Raw genomic sequence first — 18,164 nt, forward strand, 5'->3', positions numbered from 1 at the left:
CCCCGCGCGGCAGCGGAGGGAGGCTCGTGTGTCCCTAGGCGTTATGGTTTGCGGGTTGATAAAATACGGACCTTCTGGTTGGTTTTAATGGGGGGAGGGGGTCCTCTAGGGGATCCGTCCGTAGTCACCCACTGTGTATCGGAGGCATCGTGGCACGTCAGGAGCGTGCAGTGCGCACGCGTCGTGTGATCTTGGAAGCGGCAGCCGCAGTCTTCGACGAGCGGGGGTTCGAGGCCGCCACCATCGCTGACATCCTCGCCAAGGCCGGGGTCACCAAGGGCGCGCTCTACTTCCATTTCGCGTCGAAGCAGGACCTTGCCCGCGGCATCCTCGACGAGCAGTACACCGAGGGAACCGTTCCGCCGCGTGAGATCAAGCTTCAGGAACTCTTCGACCTCGGCATGGTGCTCGCCTACCGGACGAAGCACAACCCCCTGCTCAGCGCGGGTACCAGGCTCTCCCTGGGGCCGGACATGCGCGAGATCTTCGGCGGCGGGTCCGTGCCCGGCTGGATCCAGGTCACCGAGGACGTGCTCCTCCAGGCCAAGGCGCAGGGGGAGTTGCTCCCCCACGTGAACACCGCCGAGGCGGCCTGGGCGCTGTCCGCCGGCTGGGCGGGGGTGCAGATCTACTCGCAGACCCTGACCGACCGCGCGGACATCGAATACCGGGTCTCGGTCTTCTATCAGCACTTCTATCCGAGCATCGCGGTTCCCGCGGTGCTGGCGCGGCTGGATCTCGGCCCCGAGCGGGGCGCGACGGTGGCGGCGGAGATCCGACTGCTCGACGAGGCGGCCGCGGCCGCCTCGGTCGGGGAGCCCGTTCACACCTGAGCCGTGCTCGGCCGCACCTGAGCCGCGCTCCAGCCCGGCTCGAATCCGGTTCGATGATCGGCACAGACCATGGGGGATGTTCATAGCCCCGGCAAACCGCCGGGGCGGTTTGTGGAGTCCTCATGGTCAAGCAGGAACGTGCCGCCCGCACGCGTGAAGTCCTGGTGCGAGCGGCCGCCGAGGTGTTCGCGGAGGAGGGGTTCGTCACCGCCTCCATCGCGGCCATCAGCAAGCGCGCCGGCGTCAGCGCCGGCGGGCTGCACTTCCATTTCGGGAACAAGACCGCGCTGGCCGAAGCCGTGGCGCGGCGGGCGTCGGCGACCCTGCGCACGATCACGGTGTCCCGGGTCTCCGACGGCAACGCCCTCCAGGCGCTCGTCGACTCCACGCACGAGTTGATGGAGCTGCTGGCCCGCGATCCCGTCGTCAACGCGGGCTTCGGGCTGTGCGCGGGCACCGGCGCGGTCACCCTGACCGCGCGGGGCGGCGGCGCGGGCTGGGACCTGCGCGTGCAGTGGCAGCGCTGGGTCGAGGGCATGTTCCGCGCCGCGCAGCGCGAGGGTCGGTTGGCCGAGGGGGTGTCCCCGCAGGCGGCGGCTGCCGCCGTGGTGGCGGCGATGGTCGGCTTCGGGGTCCTCGGAGCCGGAGGATCCCGCCGGTTCGGCCCCTCCGGCGTCACCCCGTACTGGCAGCTGATGCTGCCTCGGCTCGCAGCGCAGGGCTCCCTCGGGGAGCTCGTACCGGCCGGCTCGGGCGCGGTCCGGGCCTCGCTGCCCCACTGAACCGACCCGGCTCACGTCGCCGAAATCCCGTCCGGCCGGGGCCACTTCGAGGGCATCCCGGTGGCCGTTCCTGGGGCTGCCTGTCGGATTCGGCCGGCGCGGCCCGCAGTGCGGACCTTGATCAATGGGACCAAGTGGCCGGACCGGTTGGTTGGTTCTGGCCGCTCCACACCCCTCGGACGGGTTTCCGAGGGGTTTTTTTCTTGGATCCTTGAGCCCCCGAAAGCGGCTCCGAAGCCCCCTTTTGAGGCCAACTTCCCAGCTCAGGACGTGTTTTGGCCGCTTTGTGTGTCCGATTCGGGAGAGAAACGGCACAGCCGGTTTGGTATTGACAAACCGGCTCAGCTGTTTTTTGCTCATTCCAGCGAAAGTCAAGGGCTCATCCATGGACGAAGCAGGGGAGTACGGCGTGGACATCGATGTACTGGGCGCACTGGCCGTGCGGGAGAACGGGGTCTCCATCACGCCGACCGCAGCCAAGCCCCGCCAGGTCCTGGCACTGCTCGCGCTCCACGCGGACCAGGTCGTCCCGGTCGCGGCGCTGATCGAGGAGCTGTGGGGTACCGAGCCGCCGCGCAGCGCCCGCACCACCCTGCAGACGTACGTGCTCCAGCTGCGCGCCCTCATCGCGACGGCGCTCAAGGAGACGGACGGAACCCGGACCCCCAAGGACGTCCTCGTCACGCTGCCCGGCGGCTACATGCTGAACAGCGCCGGCGGGACCAGCGATGTCCGCGAATTCGACCGGCTGGCCGGATTGGGCTACCGGGCGATGGACGCGGGGGACGCGGCCGGTGCGGCGCGGTTGCTGCGCGAGGCCCTCTCGCTGTGGTCGGGTCCGGCGTTCGCGGACGTTCACGGCGGGGTGCAGCTCGACATGGAGACGCGGCGGCTGGAGGAGACCCGGCTGTGCGCCCTCGACCAGCGCATCGAGGCCGACCTCAAGCTCGGTCGGCACCGGGAGCTCCTCGCGGAACTGACGGTCCTGGCGAGCCGCTACCGCATCCACGAGAACCTGCACGGCCAGTTCATGCTCGCCCTGCACCGCTCCGGCCGCCGCGGTGAGGCGCTCAGCGTCTACCAGCGGCTGCGCGCCACGCTGGTGCGCGAGCTCGGCATCGAGCCCTCGGCCGCGCTGCGCAGCCTTCAGCGGTCGATCCTGATGACCGGTCCCGAAAACCCGGCCGCGGTCCCGGCGGCAGCCCGAAAGCGGCTGGCACAAGTGGGTTGATTCGCCGGGAGAACATCGCGCTCCGCTCAATCGCGCAAGGTTCCTTCGAAAACCCTCGAAAGGTGCAGAGGGCATTCCGCATTCCTGAAAAGGGATTTCCGAGAGGCGAAGCGGAACGTATTGACCCCGGTCCTTTGGGTCGTCGGAACGGGGTTATGGGCACCAACCGGAATCATCCGGGTGGAATCCGTCGGATGTTCGTCCGCTGCGGAGATCTGCTCGATGTCGGCTTGAGATGCGGGTGACCTGGGATCCGCCTGACATATCGTCATCCGGTCGAATGCTGAAAACCGAGAGTACGTCGACGAAATACGGAGGGGAGACGGGAGACCGTGAAGATTCAGGTTCTGGGTCCGTTGAGTGCCGAGGTCAACGGGGCATCGATCGTTCCCACGGCGGGCAAGCCGCGTCAGATCCTGGCGCTTCTCGCGCTCTACCCGGGCCGGGTGATGCCCGTGCCGACGCTGATGGAGGAGATCTGGGGGACCAAGCTGCCCGACAGCGCCCTCACCACCCTGCAGACGTACATCCTCCAGCTCCGCCGCCGGCTGGGCACCGCGATGGGGCCGGGCGCCCCGGGCACGGCCAAGGACGTGCTCGCCACCCGGCACGGCGGCTACCTGCTCCAGATCCCGCCGGAGTCCGTGGACGTCCACGCGTACGACGCCCTCGTCGCGGGCGGCCAGCAGGCCTTCGACGACGGTGACGACGAGCGCGCGGCGGACCTGCTGCGCAAGGCGCTCGCCCTGTGGCAGGGGCCGGCCCTGGTCGACGTACGGGTGGGGCCGATCCTGGAGATCGAGGTGCTGCGGCTGGCGGAGAGCCGCCTGGTGACGACCGAGCGGCGGATCGACGTCGACCTCAGGCTCGGCCGGCACACCGAACTCCTCGCCGAACTGACCGAGCTGATGGCCCGCAACCCGCAGCACGAGGGCCTGCACTCGCAGGCCATGGTCGCCCTGTACCGTTCGGGGCGGCAGGCGACCGCGCTCGACGTGTACCGCCGGCTCCGGGCCCGGCTGATCGGCGAACTGGGCGTCGAGCCCTCGCAGCAACTCCAGCGCCTGCACCAGGCGATGCTGCGGGTGGACCCCGCGCTGGACGTGGTCGCCGGACCGCGCCGCGGCTCGACCTTCGACCTGTACGCGGCCTGAGCGCGCATCCCGCGGCCGCCGGGCGTCCCCCGCACGTTCCAGCGCGGCTGTGACCGTGCTTGAGGAACCCTCCACCGGATCCCGCCAGGCTCACGTCGCGCCGGTATGCGCACCCGCGCCGGCGGACGAGGAGAAGGGCAAGCCATGGACCGGCTGGAACTCACCGACCTGACTCGCATCCTGCGGGTATGGGGAGGCGAGGACGAGTGCGTCGAGCTGACCGAGGAAGTACAGGACCTGTACTGGGACGAGCTCGGCTACGACAGCCTCTCCGTCCTGCAGACCACCGGCTCGGTGGAACGCCGGTTCGACATCCTGCTCGACGGGGAAGTCCTCGAACTGGCCGACACCCCGCGCCGCTTCCTCGCCCTGGTGAACGCCGTCCTGGGCAGCCGGGCGGGGGTCTGATCCCCAACGGTCGACCCGGTCGGCTCCCCCGGCCCGGCCGGCCGTGCACGGCGCGGGACGTCGGGCGCTCGCGGAACTCCACCAGTGCTCCACGCGGATTCCGGCGAACGCGGACAGGATCTGCGTCAAGCGTTGAGAGAGGGTGTCTGATGTCTGTCGAGCGATCACACCGGATGTCACACGCGGTCGACGCGGCCGCGCCGGCCGGAGTCCTGTACGCCTTGGTGGCCGACACCACCCAGTGGCCGCTGCTCCTGCCGGACAGCATTCACGTGGAGCGTCTCGACTTCGACGGGACCACGGACCGGTACTTCCAATGGGCCGTCGTCGACGGGGTCCCGCAACCGTCGCTGTGGCGGCGCACCCTGGACGCGAGACGCCGGCGGGTCGACTTCCGCGCGGAGCGGTCCGGGGCCCCCGTCAGCACGACCGGCGGCAGCTGGAGGGTGGAGGAACTCGCGCCCGGCTGGTCCCGGCTGACGCTGGAGCAGGACGTCAGCGTCACCGTCGAGCGGGCCGCGGACGCCGAACGGCTCCTCGCCGCGGCGCGGGCCGGGGCACGGACCACGTTGGACCGGCTGCGGGCCGCCGCGGAGGGCTGGCTGCGGCTGGACGCGGCCGCGTTCTCCTTCGAGGAGTCCGTACGGATCCAGGGACCGGCCGAACCGGTCTACGAGTTCCTGTACGGGGTGGCGTCCTGGCCCGGCCGGGTGCCGCACGTCGTGCGCGCCGAGGTCACCGAGGGCAGCCCCGGCGTCCAACACGCCACGGTCGTCAACCTCGCCGGGGACGGCTCCGCCTACACCACCGAGGCGGTGCGCGTGTGCTTCCCGGCGGCCGGCCGGATCGTCTTCAAACAGCTGCGTCCGCACGCCCTGCTGAGCGCGCACACCGGCGAATGGTCGGTGGAGCCCGACGCGACCGGTGTCACCGTCGTCGCCCGGCACGACGTCCTGCTGGACGAGCGGATGGTGGAACGCGTCCTCGGCCCGGACGCGGACCTCGCGCGGGCGCGCCGGTTCGTCCGCGAGGCGCTCGGCGCGGAGAGCAGGGCCACGCTCGGGCCGGCGCAGCAGCACGCTCGGGAATCGGTCAGGTCGCTCCGGTCGGTCTGACCGCGGAGCCCCGGCGGCGGGACCGGCTCCACCGGTCCTGCCGTCGGCCCGTGTCCCGGGCGCCCGCGGGTCCGCCGCGCCCTGCCGGACGGGACCCCGGAGGCCCCGGTCGTCTCCTCGGGAGGGGTCAGTAACCGGTGCTCGGGGTGTCGAGGCCCGCCAGCAGGGCGGGGCGGGCCAGACAGGGCATGACCACCCGCCAGAACCCCGCCAGCGTGCGCGGGGAGAGCCACTGCGGGTCGTCCCGTCCCAGGACCGCGAAACCGAACGTGGCCGCCACGACCGAGGCGGCCACGCCGTGCCCCGACAGGCCGGGGACCAGCGCGTCCTCCTGCTTCGCCTCGGCGAGCAGCCGGTGCACGTACACGTGCCATTCCCCGAGCAGGGCGGACTGTGACGCGTACGCGGGTTCGCGCGCGAGCTGGAGGCCGGTCCGCGCCACCACGTCGTACGAGAGCAGCCCGGCCAGGGCCAGCGTGCTGCCCGCCAGAGCCTGCAGGGCCGAGGTCCGCTCCGCGTACACCGTGCGGGCGGCGGCGCGCAGGCGCCGCGCGGCGGCGGCCTCGACGGCCGCGCCGACCGCGGCCTTGTTCTCGAAGTGGAAGTGGAGCGCGCCCGGGCTCACCCCGGCGCCGGCGCTGATCATGCTCAGCGTCGCGTCCGCGTACCCGCGCTGCCCGAACACCACCGCCGCTGACTCGATCAGTGCCCGGCGGGTTCGGACAGCGCGTTCTTGTTTCATCACGGAGGGCTCCTGTATCAGTTTCCTATTCATATTAAACCGTCCCGTTGGTATTGAGTAAAAGGGTGGGGGGTGGCGGTGGCCTGTTTGGTCAGGTTCGCTGGCCGCACTTGACCCGATTTGACGTCTTTATTGACTCACTTGGCAGCGCTTACAGCCTTTGACAAACCGACGAAGCGGTTTGTATCTTCTTGACGTTGGCTCAACCGAGCTTGAGGGAGGGGGGCAGATGAACCAGCGTTCCTACGCTGTGCTGGAACCTCACACAGCCGCCGCGGGGGCGGGCGGAGGGTTCTCGCTTGCGGAGGGTCCGAGAGCGCCACAGAACGGCCCGGCCCAGTCGGCGCTGTGGCGGATCCTCATCGTTGAGAACGACGCCGTCGAAGCGGAGACCCTGGCGCGCGGACTGCGTCGTCACGGTCACGAGGTCGACATCGTCGCCACGGGGAGCGAGGCGCTGCGCAGCTACGCCGACGCCGACCTGGTCCTCCTCGACCTCGAACTGCCGGACCTGGACGGTCTGGAGGTGTGCCGGGGGATCCGTGCGGCGCACCAGATACCGGTGATCGCCGTCACCGGCCGGGGCAGCGAACTCGACCGGGTCCTGGGCCTGCAGGCCGGCGCGGACGACTACCTGGCCAAGCCGTACGGCTTCCGCGAGTTGATGGCCCGGATGGAAGCGGTCATGCGCCGGTCACGGCCGTCGCGCCCCGTCGCCGCCACCATCACCTGCGGGGCGCTGCGGATCGACGCGGGCACGCGGGAGGTGACCCTGAACGGGGAGCCCGTCGAGACCACCCGCAAGGAGTTCGACATGCTCTACCTCCTCGCCTCCCATCCCGACACCGTCATCCCCCGCAAGATGCTGATGCAGCAGGTCTGGGGTGACTCCTGGTCCCGTCGCACCGTCGACACGCACGTCAGCACGTTGCGCAACAAGATCGGGGCCGGCTGGATCATCACGATCCGGGGAGTCGGCTTCCGCTTCGGCCAGGGCTGAGTCCCACTCCGGTGCCCGGATCCCGGTCCGGCAGGAGACGCGGAACCACAACCGCACCGCGGTGCGCGGGCGGACGACGAGCAGGGCCGGGGCGGACCAAGGGGGACGGACATGACCGTGACGGCGCTGTGCCACGGGGAGGGCTGCCGCGGCGACCGTTCCGACGGGCGCGGCCGGCGGCGTGCGGTCCAGGGCAGTCGGCTGTGCCGGTCCTGCAGGGACCACTTCGGCGCGGGCCTGGCCGAACTGGCCCACCTGTACGAGGAATGCGGGCGGGTGCTCGGCGGCGGAGCCCCGGGCAGCCTGCGCGAACGAACCACGGGGGGTGAGCACCCCGGGCTGCCCTTCAACGCGGCGGCGGCCGACGTGCGTGCCCGGATGGTGTCCGTACTCGGCTCCTGGAGCGGCCTGGTCGCCCAGCAGCGGAGCTGCGCGCCGCCGCCGCGCACGGCCGCCGCGCTCACGGCGTTCCTGCTGCGCAACGCCGACTGGCTCGCGGCCCATCCGGCGGTGGCCGAGGTCACCGAGGAGATAGCCCGGCTCGTCCGGGCGGGACGCCGCGCCGCCTTCCCCGACCCGACGCGCACCATCCGGCTCGGTGCCTGCCCCGAGCCCGACTGCGCGGGCGGCCTCGCCCTCGCCGTACGCGACGGGGCCCGGTCCGCCGGTCCGACCATCGTGTGCGACGCCGACTCGGGCCACCGCTGGACCAGCGAACGCTGGAGCGAACTGAGCCACTCCATGGAGCCGACCCGCCCGGCCGGGACCGCCGCCGGGGACGCCGCGGCGGCCGCCGTCCCCACCGAACGCTGGTTGACCGCGGCGGACATCGCGCGGCTGTGGCACGCCCCGACGGGCACCGTCTACCGGCTGGCGAGCGAGGAGCGGTGGCGCAGGCGCAACCGCGCGGGGCGCACGTACTACAGCGAGACCGACGTCCGTGCCTGCTTCAGCCGCCGGGCCGCTCGCGGCTGACCTGCCGTACGCGCGACCGACCTCGATCCGCCCGTCCCCGGGGTGCGGAGGGACACGCGACCGCGCGCCGAACCGCGCGGGAAGGCGTGCGAACGGGCACGGCGGCGCTCGGAATCCCGCACGCTGCCGCACGGGAACGCGCACGGCGACGCGCGGGAACGCGCACGGCGGGGCTCGGAATCCCGCACGGCGACGCGCGGGAACGCGCACGGCGGGCCCGGAATTTCGGATGGTGCCGCGCGGAAGCGCGCACAGCGTTCGGTAGGGCCCGGATCGAGCGGTCTGACCTGCGCTTGACCTTCGCTTGGCCGTGTCGCGACTCTACGGACCAGCCCTTGTGGAACCTGACCGACTCCTGAATCCGCCGCCATTGAATGCCCTCCCGTCTCCGAAGAACCTTGTAGTCAAGATCCGGTGCACTGTCTCCGGAGGCGAATTCGAGGAGACCTGATGGACGCCCCTGTGATCGTCGTCGGCGCGGGGCCGGCGGGCATGATGCTCGCCGGTGAACTGCGGCTGGCGGGAGTCGCCGTCGTCGTCCTGGAACGCCTGGAACGGCGTACGGGCGAATCACGCGGCCTCGGCTTCACCGCGCGCACGCTGGAGACCTTCGATCAGCGCGGCATCCTCGCCCGGTTCGGCGACGTCGAGACGAGCACGCTCGGGCACTTCGGCGGCCTGCCCCTCGACTTCGGGGTGCTCGACGGCGCCTGCCAAGCCGCCAAGACCGTCCCGCAGTCCGTCACCGAGGCCCACCTGGAGGACTGGGTCACCGGCCTGGGCGCCGACATCCGCCGCGGCCACGAGGTCGTCGCGGTCCACGACGACGGGGACGGCGTCGACGTCGAGGTGCGCGGTCCCGACGGCCGGCACACCCTGCGCGCGGCGTACCTGGTGGGTTGCGACGGCGGTCGCAGCACCGTCCGCAAGGCGGCCGGCTTCGACTTCCCCGGCACCGCGGCCACCATGGAGATGTACCTCGCCGACATCAAGGGCATCGAACTGAAGCCCCGCATGATCGGCGAGACCCTGCCGGGCGGCATGGTGATGGTGGGCCCGCTCCCCGGCGGCACCACCCGCATCGTGGTCTGCGAGCGGGGCACGCCGCCGCGCCGGCGCGAGGGCCCGCCCTCCTTCGACGAAGTGGCCGCCGCCTGGCAGCGGCTGACCGGGGACGACATATCGGCTGCCGAGCCCGTGTGGGTGAGCGCCTTCGGCGACGCGACCCGGCAGGTCACCGAGTACCGGCGCGGCCGGGTGATCCTGGCCGGCGACTCCGCCCACATCCACCTGCCGGCGGGCGGCCAGGGCATGAACACCGGCATCCAGGACTCGGTCAACCTCGGCTGGAAGCTCGCCGCGGTGGTGCGGGGCACGGCCCCGCCGAGCCTGCTCGACACCTACCACTCCGAGCGGCACGCGGTCGGCAAGCGGCTGTTGATGAACACCCGGGCCCAGGGGCTGCTGTTCCTGAGCGGCACGGAGGTGCAGCCGCTGCGGGACTCGTTGCGCGAGCTGATGGCGTACGAGGACGTGGCCCGCCACCTCGCGGCCATGGTGAGCGGTCTGGAGATCTCCTACGAGGTGGGCGGGGGCAGCCATCCGCTGCTCGGTCGGCGCATGCCGCGCCTGGAGCTGACGACCGGCTCCGGCGAGCGGACCTCCAGCACCGAACTGCTGCGCCCCGCGCGCGGCGTCCTCCTCGACCTCGCGGACAACCCCCGGCTGCGGCGGCGGGCCGCCGCCTGGTCCGAGCGGGTCGACGTCGTCACCGCCCGGCCGTACGCACCGTCAGGACCCGACGGACCGGACGGACCCGACGGGGCCACCACGGCCCTGCTGATCAGGCCGGACGGGTACGTGGCCTGGGCGGCACCGGGCAGCCACCACGACCTGCCCATGGCACTCGAACGCTGGTTCGGCGCTCCCTGACCCCCGGCGCCGCCCACCGGCGCCCGACCCACCGGCGCCCGAGCCCCGGGGGGATCCCGAGGGGAGCGGCACGCCGGGCGCCCGGCACGCCCGGCGCCCCGTACGCGCGAAGACCGGTACGCCCGGGACCCGGTACGCCCGAGGTCCAGTACCCCCTGACGACCGGCGCATCCGGCGGTCGTGCGAGCACGTCACGAGGAGAGACCCACATGGCAACGCCGCAAGCAACGATCGAGCGCGCCCCCGCCGGACCGACCGCGGAACGCCGTGACATCGTCCGGGCCGCCCGTACCGTCCTGGCCCGCGAGGGCTGGACCCGCTGCACCGCCGAGGCGACGGCCGTCGAGGCGGGCGTACCGACGGACACGGTGGAGCGGCACTTCCCGGACCAGGAACAGCTGCTGCTCAGCGTGCTGCTGGACAGCTCGGTCTCCGTCGCGGCCGCCCTCGCGTCGGTGGCCGAGAGCTACCTGGAGGAGATCACCGACCTGGAGCAGGACCTCATCGCGCTCGGCCGGGCCTGGCTGGCGCCGCTGGAGGCCTTCCGCGAACACTTCGCGATCGTCCGGCACATCAGCGCCGAGGTCAGCCGGCTCCCCGTCGAGGCGGTCCAGAAGTGGCAGGACGCCGGCCCCCGCCAGGCCCGGCGCGAGCTGGCCCGCCGGCTCCAGCGGGTCGCGGCCAAGGGGCTGCTCGACATCGCCGACGCCGACCAGGCGGCGGAACGTTTCATCCTGCTGGTCCCCTCCACCGTCGTCCAGCGCTCCTTCCTGGGGGCGTTGCCGCTGCCCGACGCCGAGGCCGACGCGCTCATCGCCGACGGCGTGGCCGACTTCATCCGCCTTTACCACGCCTGAAGCCTGTACCACGCCTGAAGCACGCACGCCCCCGACGGAAGCTCACACGAGCTCACCGAAGCTCACGGAAGAGAGAGAACGGATGCAGCACAGCAATCTGATCGTGGCCCGGATGGACAGCATGTCGAAAGACCAAGTCGCCAGCCTGTTCGCCGAGTTCGACACCACCGACATGCCGGAGCGGATGGGAACCCTGCGACGCCGGCTGTTCATGTACAAGGGCCTCTACTTCCACCTCCAGGACTTCGCCGGCGACGACGGCGGACAGCGGATCCAGGACTCCCGTACGGACCCGCGTTTCATGAAGATCAGCCACGACCTGCTGCCGTTCATCCAGCCCTACGACCCGGCGACCTGGCGCACCCCCGCCGACGCCATGGCCACCCGCTTCTACGACTGGTCGGCGTCGTGATGACGTCCCGCCGGTCCGACACGAGGGGAGGGCAGCACCGGTGGCTCGCCGGGTAGTGATCACGGGGCTCGGCGTGCTGGCGCCGGGAGGCATCGGCACCAAGAACTTCTGGAGCCTGCTGAGCTCCGGACGGACGGCGACCCGGGGGATCACCCTCTTCGACCCCTCGCCGTTCCGCTCCAGGGTGGCCGCCGAAGCCGACTTCGACCCCCGCACGCACGGGCTGACTCCGCAGGAGATCAGCCGGCTGGACCGCGCCGCCCAGTTCGGCGTCGTCTCCGCGCGCGAGGCGCTCGCCGACAGCGGCCTCGACCTCGCCGGGTTCGATCCGTACCGCACGGGCGTCAGCATCGGCACCGCCGTGGGCGCCGTCGGCAGCCTCGACAGCGGATACCGCGTGGTCAGCGACGACGGCCGGCTCGCCGAGGTCGACCACAGGTACGCACCGCGCCACATGTACGACCACTTCGTGCCGAGCTCCTTCGCGGCGGAAATCGCGTGGACCGTCGGTGCCGAAGGCCCGGCGACGGTGGTCTCCACCGGCTGCACCTCCGGCATCGACTCGGTCGCGCACGCCGTCGACCTGATCCGGGAGGGAACCGCCGACGTCATGATCACCGGCGCCGCGGACGCCCCGATCACGCCGCTCACCCTGGCGTGCTTCGACGCGATCAGGGCGACGACCTCGCTCAACGACGAGCCCGCAACGGCCTCACGGCCCTTCGACGCCTCCCGCAAGGGATTCGTCCTCGGTGAGGGCGCCGCGGTGTTCGTACTGGAGGAGTGGGACAGCGCGCGCCGCCGCGGCGCGCACGTCTACGCGGAGATCGCCGGCTACGCCTCCCGTTCCAGCGCCTTCCACATGACCGGCCTGCGCCCCGACGGCCGCGACATGGCCGAGGCCATCACGGTCGCGCTGGACGAGGCCAGGCTGAACCCCACCGACATCGACTACGTCAACGCGCACGGCTCGGGCACCAAGCAGAACGACCGGCACGAGACGGCCGCGTACAAGGTGGCGCTCGGAGCGCACGCGTACCGCACCCCGGTCAGCTCGGTGAAGTCGATGATCGGGCACTCGCTCGGCTCCGTCGGATCCATGGAGATCGCCGCCTCCGTCCTCGCGATGGAGCACCACGTGGTGCCCCCCACCGCGAACCTCCACACCCCCGACCCCGAGTGCGACCTCGACTACGTCCCGCTCGTCGCGCGGGAACACCGCACCGATGCCGTCCTGACCGTCGGCAGCGGATTCGGCGGGTTCCAGAGCGCGATGGTGCTGACCAGGCCCGACAGGAGGACCGCATGAGCGCCAGGACCCTGGTCACCGGCATCGGCGTGGCCGCCCCCACCGGGCTCGGCGTCGAGGACTTCTGGGCGGCGACCCGGATCGGCAAGAACGCCATCGGTCCCGTCACCCGCTTCGACGCCTCGTCCTACCCGGCTCGGTTGGCGGGGGAGATCCACGGCTTCGACGCCGGGGAACACCTCCCGGGCCGGCTCGTCCCACAGACCGACCGGGTGACGCAGCTCGCCCTGGTCGCCGCCGACCAGGCCTTCACCGACGCCGGAGTGACACCGGGCGACATCGACGCGTACGACATGGGCGTGGTCACCGCGGCCGGGTCCGGCGGCTTCGAGTTCGGCGAGACCGAGCTCCGCAAGCTCTGGAGCCAGGGCGCCAACCACGTCAGCGCCTACCAGTCCTTCGCCTGGTTCTACGCCGTCAACAGCGGCCAGATCTCCATCCGCAACGACCTGCGCGGCCCCACCGGAGTCATCGTCGGAGACCAGGCGGGCGGCCTCGACGCCCTCGCCCACGCCCGACGCCAACTCCGCAAGGGCAGCAAGCTGATCGCCACCGGCGGCTTCGACGCCTCGATCTGTCCGCTGGGCTGGGCCGCCCACCTCGCCGGCGGAACGATGTCCACCGCCGCCGCCCCGGACAGCGCCTACCTGCCCTTCGACGCGGCCGCCCGCGGCTACGTACCGGGTGAGGGCGGCGCCCTCCTCGTCCTGGAGGACGAGGACAGCGCCCTGGCCCGCGGCGCGCGCACCGTCTACGGCGAACTCGCCGGCTACGGCGCCACGCTCGACCCCCGGCCCGGCAGCGGACGCGAACCCGGACTGCGCCGCGCCCTGGAAACGGCCCTCGCCGACGCCGACTGCCACTCGGCCGAGGTGGACGTCGTCTTCGCCGACGCGGCGGGCACCCCCGCGCTCGACCGGCAGGAGGCCGAGGCCATCACCGCGGTCTTCGGGCCGCGCGGCGTGCCGGTCACCGCCCCCAAGACGATGACGGGCCGGCTCAACGCGGGCGGCGCGCCGGTCGACGTGGTCTCGGCGGTCCTGGCCATGCGGGAGGGCCTCATCCCGCCGACCACCAACGTCGAACTGTCCCCGGCCCACGACCTCGACCTGGTGGCCTCCCGGCCGCGGACCGCCTCCGTGCGCACCGCGGTCGTCCTCGCCCGCGGCCGCGGAGGCTTCAACTCCGCCGTCGTGGTGCGCGCCGTCGACTGACGGCCCACGAACCGGCGTCCGTCACCGTCACCACCCCCCTGACAGCGGCGGGCGTTGCCGTGCCCCGTAGCCGGAACCCACCGGCCACGGCTCACCGATGAAGGGATCCATCGTGTCCAAGCAGGAATTCACCTTTGACGACCTCAAGCGCATCCTCCTGGAGGGCGCCGGCGCCGACGAGGGCGTCGACCTCGACGGCGACATCCTCGACAGCGACTTCGAGACGCTGGGCTACGAGTCGCTCGCGCTCCTGGAGACCGGCGGCCGGATCGAGCGCGAGTTCGGCGTCACCCTCGACGACGACGTGTTCAGCGACCACACCACGCCGCGGTCCCTGGTCGCGGCCATCAACGAGAGCCTGCGGGCCCTCGTCGACGCCTAGGGCGTGCCCCAGGCCGTGCCATCGGGGTCCCGTCCGCGCGACGGGTCCGGCCCCGCCCTCCGGGCGGCGGCCGGTAGCACTCCGAAGGCGCGTTCCCCCCGCGGTCCCGGCGGTACGGGCCGGCCGACGCTCCGACGGAGCACCGTCGGCCCGGCCCGTACCGCCCGGGCCGCTCGAAGATCGCACGGCGGTCCGCCGACCCCGAAAACCTTACGATTCCCGAGGAGTCATCAGCATGTCGCAGCCCGGCCTGCGCGAGGTGGAGCACGAGATCACGATCTCGGCCCCGGCCGCCGCCGTCTACCGCCTGATCGCCGAAGTCAGGAACTGGCCCCGGATCTTCCCGCCGACCATCTACGTCGACCAGACGCCCGACGGCCCGCACCAGGAACGCATCCGCATCTGGGCCACGGCCAACGGCGAGCCGAAGAACTGGACCTCGCGCCGCACCCTGGACCCCGAGGGCCTCGTCATCACCTTCCGCCAGGAGATACCCGCACCCCCCATCGCGGCCATGGGCGGCACCTGGATCATCGAGCCGCTGGGCGAGGACGCCTCCCGGGTACGGCTCCTGCACGACTACCGGGCCATCGACGACGACCCGGCCTCCCTGGCCTGGATCGACGAGGCCGTCGACCGCAACTCCCGCACCGAACTCGCCGCCCTGAAGACCAACGTCGAGCTCGCCCACGCCGCCGAGGACCTCACCTTCTCCTTCGAGGACACCGTCCAGATCGACGGCAGCGCCAAGGACGTCTTCGACTTCGTCAACCGCGCCGACCTGTGGCCCGAGCGACTCCCGCACGTGGCGGTCGTCCGCCTCACCGAGGACACCCCCGGCCTCCAGGAACTGGAGATGGACACCACGCACTCCAAGGACGGCGCCACCCACACCACCAAGTCCTACCGGGTGACCTTCCCCCACGAGAAGATCGCCTACAAGCAGACGGTGCTGCCCGCCCTGATGACCCTGCACACGGGCTACTGGACCTTCGCCGAGAACGACCACGGCGTCGCCGCTTCCTCGCAGCACACCGTCACCATCAACACCGACAACATCGCCGAGGTGCTCGGCGAACAGGCCGGCGTGGAGGACGCGCGGGAATTCGTCCGCAACGCCCTCAGCACCAACAGCCGCGCCACCCTCGGCCACGCCAAGCGCTACGCCGAGCAGGGCGGGCGCGCCGACCGGGCGGCCGAGCACGCAGAGAACAAGGCCTGATCATGTCTGGGGACTACACCGACACCCAGGTGATCGTGGTCGGCGCGGGCCCCGTCGGGCTGCTGCTCGCCGGGGAACTGCGGCTGGCGGGCGCGGACGTGGTGGTCCTCGACAAGCTCACCGCCCCGACCACCGAATCGCGCGCGTCCACCCTGCACGCCCGCACCATGGAGATCCTCGACAGCCGGGGCCTGCTCGACGGGCTCGGTGACATCCCGAACGAGCCCGCCGGCCACTTCGGCGGGATCTCCCTCGGACTGGACCTCCCCGGCCCCTACCCGGGGCAGTGGAAGGTCCCGCAGACCCGCCTGGAGGAAGTCCTCGGGCAGTGGGCGGCCGACCTCGGCGCCGACGTCCGGCGCGCCCACGAGGTCACCGGCCTGACCACGACCGGGGACGGCGTCCTCGTCGAGGCGCGGGAACCCGACGGGACGCCCGTCCGGCTGCGGGCCGCGTACGCGGTCGGCTGCGACGGCGAGGACAGCGTCGTGCGCCGGCTGGGCGGCTTCGAGTTCCCCGGCACCGACGCGGGCCGCGAACTGCTGCGCGCGGACGTCACCGGCATCGACGTCCCGGCCCGCCGCTTCGAGCGGCTGCCGGGCGGACTCGCCATCGCCGCCCGGCGCCCCGACGGGGTGACCCGGGTGATGGTCCACGAGTTCGGGGCCGCCCCCCGGCCCGGCCGGCCCTCCTTCGAGGAGGTCGCCGACACCTGGAAGCGCATCACGGGCGAGGACATCAGCGGCGGCACCCCGCTGTGGGTGAACTCGTTCGGCGACGCCTCCCGGCAGGCCGCGGACTACCGGCGGGGCCGGCTGCTGCTCGCCGGGGACGCGGCGCACCAGCAGATGCCGATCGGCGGCCAGGCACTCAACCTCGGGTTGCAGGACGCCTTCAACCTGGGCTGGAAGCTCGCCGCCACGGTCGCGGGGCGGGCCGCGGACACGCTCCTCGACAGTTACCACGAGGAACGCCACACCGTCGGCCAGGCGGTCCGGAGCAACGTCCGGACCCAGGCACTGCTGCTGCTCGGCGGCGGCGAGGTCGACGCGATCCGGGAGGTCTTCGCGGAACTGACCGGGCACGAGGACGTACGGGTCCACCTGGCCGGGATGATCTCGGGGCTGGACGTCCGCTACGAGGTCTCCTCGGGCGGCGCCGACCCGTTGCTCGGCCGGCGCCTGCCGCTGACGGGCGCGATGGCCGCGGCCGGCGCCACCACCACCTCGGAACTCCTGCGCCCCGGACGCGGACTGCTGCTCCTGGCACCCGGCGACGAGGCCCGGCGCGCCCAACTGCGCGCCGCGGCCGAACCCTGGGCGGACCGGCTCACGGTGGCGACCGCCACCCCGACGCAGGGCCACGAACCGGTGGCGCTCCTGGTCCGGCCGGACGGGCACGTCGTCTGGTCGGACGCGACGGAGCCGACGGACGCGACGGATGCGGCGGAGTCGGCGGAGTCGGCGGAGTCGGCGGAGGTAACCGGCGCGGCGGACGGAGCGCCCCGGGCCGAGGAGTTCACGGCCGCCCTGGAGCGCTGGTTCGGGCCGGTCCCGGTCCGGGCCCCGCAGCGGGACGCCGACCGTCGCGAACCGGTGACGGCCTCCCCCGCCGTACGGGTGGCGAGGGAGCGGAGGAGCGGGATGGACAGGCTGACGGGCAGAACCGCGCTGGTCACCGGATCGAGCCGGGGCATGGGTCGGGCGGCCGCCGTCCGGCTCGCGGAGGAGGGCGCGCTCGTCGCCGTCCACTACACCCAGGACGAGGAGGCGGCCCGGTCCGTCGTCGCCGAGGTGGAACGCGACGGTGGCCGCGCCTTCGCGGTACGGGCCGAGCTGGGGGTCCGGGGGGACGCGGACGCCCTGTTCGACGCCCTGGAACGGGACCTGCTGGACCGCACCGGCAGCACCGACCTGCACATCCTCGTCAACAACGCGGGGGTCATGGGCGGCGTCGGCCCCGCCGACCTCACGCCCGACCAGTTCGACCGGATCTTCGCGGTGAACGCCAGGGCCCCGTTCTTCCTGATCCAGCGGGCGCTGCGGAACATGCCGGACGGCGGCCGGATCATCAACATCTCCTCCGGCCTGACCCGGTTCGCGAACCCGGACGAGATCGCGTACGCGATGAGCAAGGGGGCGCTCGAACAGCTCGCCCTGCACTTCGCGAAGGCGCTGGGGCCGCGGCGCATCACCATCAACTCGGTGGCGCCCGGCATCACCCGCAACGACAACCCGGTCTTCGACGTCCCCGAGGCCGTCGAGCAGATGGCGGCGCTCTCCACCTTCAACCGGGTGGGCGAGCCGGAGGACGTCGCCGACGTGGTGGCGTTCCTCGCGACCGACGAGGCGCGCTGGATCACCGGCTCCTTCGTCGACGCCACCGGCGGCACCCTGCTCGGCTGAGCGGGCCGCGCGAAGGCCCCCGTACCCGCCGGCGCACACCCGCGCCGCGCCGGCGCCGGGGCGGGGGGGGGGGGGGGCCCCCCCCCCCCCCCCCCCCCCCCCCCCCCAAACCGCCCCCCCGGCCCCCCCCCCCCCCCCCCCCCAACCCCCCCCCCCCCCCCCCCCCCCCCCCCCGGCCGCCCCCCGCCCCA

The 18,164-nt window shown here is 72.4% G+C and carries 17 protein-coding genes; 16 read left to right on the plus strand and 1 reads right to left on the minus strand.

Annotated elements, in window-relative coordinates:
* The first annotated feature begins 170 nt into the window (after positions 1-170).
* The 6 genes from ACZ4XJ_RS35640 (at position 171) to ACZ4XJ_RS35665 (ending at position 5,523) form a co-directional block, all read left to right on the plus strand.
* Positions 171-833, plus strand: coding sequence for a ScbR family autoregulator-binding transcription factor (locus ACZ4XJ_RS35640; RefSeq protein ID WP_362883500.1), 663 nt, complete (start codon positions 171-173; stop codon positions 831-833).
* A gap of 122 nt (positions 834-955) precedes the next feature.
* Positions 956-1,615: a ScbR family autoregulator-binding transcription factor gene (locus tag ACZ4XJ_RS35645; RefSeq protein WP_468498663.1), complete on the plus strand. Its 660-nt coding sequence runs from the start codon at positions 956-958 to the stop codon at positions 1,613-1,615.
* A gap of 409 nt (positions 1,616-2,024) precedes the next feature.
* Positions 2,025-2,846 (plus strand): AfsR/SARP family transcriptional regulator, encoded by an 822-nt coding sequence (locus ACZ4XJ_RS35650; RefSeq protein WP_362883530.1) that lies wholly within the window; start codon positions 2,025-2,027, stop codon positions 2,844-2,846.
* 332 nt (positions 2,847-3,178) lie between these two features.
* Entirely contained in the window at positions 3,179-4,000 is an 822-nt protein-coding gene (locus ACZ4XJ_RS35655; protein ID WP_362883496.1) for an AfsR/SARP family transcriptional regulator, read from the plus strand.
* Between the two features lie 144 nt (positions 4,001-4,144).
* The gene (locus tag ACZ4XJ_RS35660) at positions 4,145-4,408 is read left to right on the plus strand and encodes a phosphopantetheine-binding protein (RefSeq protein ID WP_362883494.1); all 264 of its coding nucleotides are present in this window, start codon (positions 4,145-4,147) and stop codon (positions 4,406-4,408) included.
* Positions 4,409-4,581: 173 nt separating this feature from the next.
* On the plus strand, positions 4,582-5,523 hold the full coding sequence (locus ACZ4XJ_RS35665; RefSeq protein ID WP_362883493.1) for an SRPBCC family protein: 942 nt from the start codon (positions 4,582-4,584) through the stop codon (positions 5,521-5,523).
* A 127-nt stretch (positions 5,524-5,650) separates the two neighbouring features.
* Here ACZ4XJ_RS35665 and ACZ4XJ_RS35670 read toward each other — a convergent pair whose 3' ends face one another.
* A complete protein-coding gene (locus ACZ4XJ_RS35670) occupies positions 5,651-6,265 on the minus strand; it encodes a ScbR family autoregulator-binding transcription factor (RefSeq protein ID WP_362883491.1) in 615 nt (204 codons plus the stop codon).
* Between the two features lie 229 nt (positions 6,266-6,494).
* Here ACZ4XJ_RS35670 and ACZ4XJ_RS35675 point away from each other — a divergent pair, with 229 nt between their 5' ends.
* The 10 genes from ACZ4XJ_RS35675 (at position 6,495) to ACZ4XJ_RS35720 (ending at position 17,973) form a co-directional block, all read left to right on the plus strand.
* Positions 6,495-7,265 carry a response regulator transcription factor gene (locus tag ACZ4XJ_RS35675; protein WP_362883489.1) on the plus strand — a complete coding sequence of 257 codons (771 nt, stop codon included), beginning with the start codon at positions 6,495-6,497 and terminating at the stop codon, positions 7,263-7,265.
* A gap of 111 nt (positions 7,266-7,376) precedes the next feature.
* Positions 7,377-8,240 carry a hypothetical protein gene (locus tag ACZ4XJ_RS35680; RefSeq protein WP_468498664.1) on the plus strand — a complete coding sequence of 288 codons (864 nt, stop codon included), beginning with the start codon at positions 7,377-7,379 and terminating at the stop codon, positions 8,238-8,240.
* A 450-nt stretch (positions 8,241-8,690) separates the two neighbouring features.
* Positions 8,691-10,172, plus strand: a complete 1,482-nt coding sequence (locus ACZ4XJ_RS35685) for an FAD-dependent monooxygenase (protein ID WP_468498665.1) — start codon at positions 8,691-8,693, stop codon at positions 10,170-10,172.
* A gap of 209 nt (positions 10,173-10,381) precedes the next feature.
* Positions 10,382-11,029, plus strand: coding sequence for a TetR/AcrR family transcriptional regulator C-terminal domain-containing protein (locus tag ACZ4XJ_RS35690; RefSeq protein WP_362883484.1), 648 nt, complete (start codon positions 10,382-10,384; stop codon positions 11,027-11,029).
* 82 nt (positions 11,030-11,111) lie between these two features.
* Entirely contained in the window at positions 11,112-11,441 is a 330-nt protein-coding gene (locus ACZ4XJ_RS35695) for a TcmI family type II polyketide cyclase (protein WP_362883482.1), read from the plus strand.
* 40 nt (positions 11,442-11,481) lie between these two features.
* Positions 11,482-12,750, plus strand: a complete 1,269-nt coding sequence (locus ACZ4XJ_RS35700; protein WP_468498666.1) for a beta-ketoacyl-[acyl-carrier-protein] synthase family protein — start codon at positions 11,482-11,484, stop codon at positions 12,748-12,750.
* Positions 12,747-13,964: a ketosynthase chain-length factor gene (locus ACZ4XJ_RS35705; protein ID WP_362883479.1), complete on the plus strand. Its 1,218-nt coding sequence runs from the start codon at positions 12,747-12,749 to the stop codon at positions 13,962-13,964. The genes ACZ4XJ_RS35700 and ACZ4XJ_RS35705 overlap by 4 nt, the downstream gene beginning before the upstream one ends.
* 112 nt (positions 13,965-14,076) lie before the next feature.
* Entirely contained in the window at positions 14,077-14,346 is a 270-nt protein-coding gene (locus ACZ4XJ_RS35710) for an acyl carrier protein (RefSeq protein WP_362883477.1), read from the plus strand.
* A gap of 235 nt (positions 14,347-14,581) precedes the next feature.
* Positions 14,582-15,568: an aromatase/cyclase gene (locus tag ACZ4XJ_RS35715; protein WP_384000912.1), complete on the plus strand. Its 987-nt coding sequence runs from the start codon at positions 14,582-14,584 to the stop codon at positions 15,566-15,568.
* Positions 15,569-15,570: 2 nt separating this feature from the next.
* Entirely contained in the window at positions 15,571-17,973 is a 2,403-nt protein-coding gene (locus ACZ4XJ_RS35720; protein WP_362883474.1) for an SDR family oxidoreductase, read from the plus strand.
* Positions 17,974-18,164 lie beyond the last annotated feature (191 nt).

Source organism: Streptomyces sp. NPDC029836 (genome assembly GCF_055574495.1).

Bases quoted from the DNA above. Each gene is read 5' to 3' on its own strand.
- ACZ4XJ_RS35645 (WP_468498663.1), top strand. From the start codon at position 956: ATGGTCAAGCAGGAACGTGCCGCCCGCACGCGTGAAGTCCTGGTGCGA.
- ACZ4XJ_RS35660 (WP_362883494.1), top strand. From the start codon at position 4,145: ATGGACCGGCTGGAACTCACCGACCTGACTCGCATCCTGCGGGTATGG.
- ACZ4XJ_RS35665 (WP_362883493.1), top strand. From the start codon at position 4,582: ATGTCACACGCGGTCGACGCGGCCGCGCCGGCCGGAGTCCTGTACGCC.
- ACZ4XJ_RS35670 (WP_362883491.1), bottom strand. From the start codon at position 6,265: ATGAAACAAGAACGCGCTGTCCGAACCCGCCGGGCACTGATCGAGTCA.
- ACZ4XJ_RS35675 (WP_362883489.1), top strand. From the start codon at position 6,495: ATGAACCAGCGTTCCTACGCTGTGCTGGAACCTCACACAGCCGCCGCG.
- ACZ4XJ_RS35680 (WP_468498664.1), top strand. From the start codon at position 7,377: ATGACCGTGACGGCGCTGTGCCACGGGGAGGGCTGCCGCGGCGACCGT.
- ACZ4XJ_RS35685 (WP_468498665.1), top strand. From the start codon at position 8,691: ATGGACGCCCCTGTGATCGTCGTCGGCGCGGGGCCGGCGGGCATGATG.
- ACZ4XJ_RS35690 (WP_362883484.1), top strand. From the start codon at position 10,382: ATGGCAACGCCGCAAGCAACGATCGAGCGCGCCCCCGCCGGACCGACC.
- ACZ4XJ_RS35695 (WP_362883482.1), top strand. From the start codon at position 11,112: ATGCAGCACAGCAATCTGATCGTGGCCCGGATGGACAGCATGTCGAAA.
- ACZ4XJ_RS35705 (WP_362883479.1), top strand. From the start codon at position 12,747: ATGAGCGCCAGGACCCTGGTCACCGGCATCGGCGTGGCCGCCCCCACC.
- ACZ4XJ_RS35715 (WP_384000912.1), top strand. From the start codon at position 14,582: ATGTCGCAGCCCGGCCTGCGCGAGGTGGAGCACGAGATCACGATCTCG.
- ACZ4XJ_RS35720 (WP_362883474.1), top strand. From the start codon at position 15,571: ATGTCTGGGGACTACACCGACACCCAGGTGATCGTGGTCGGCGCGGGC.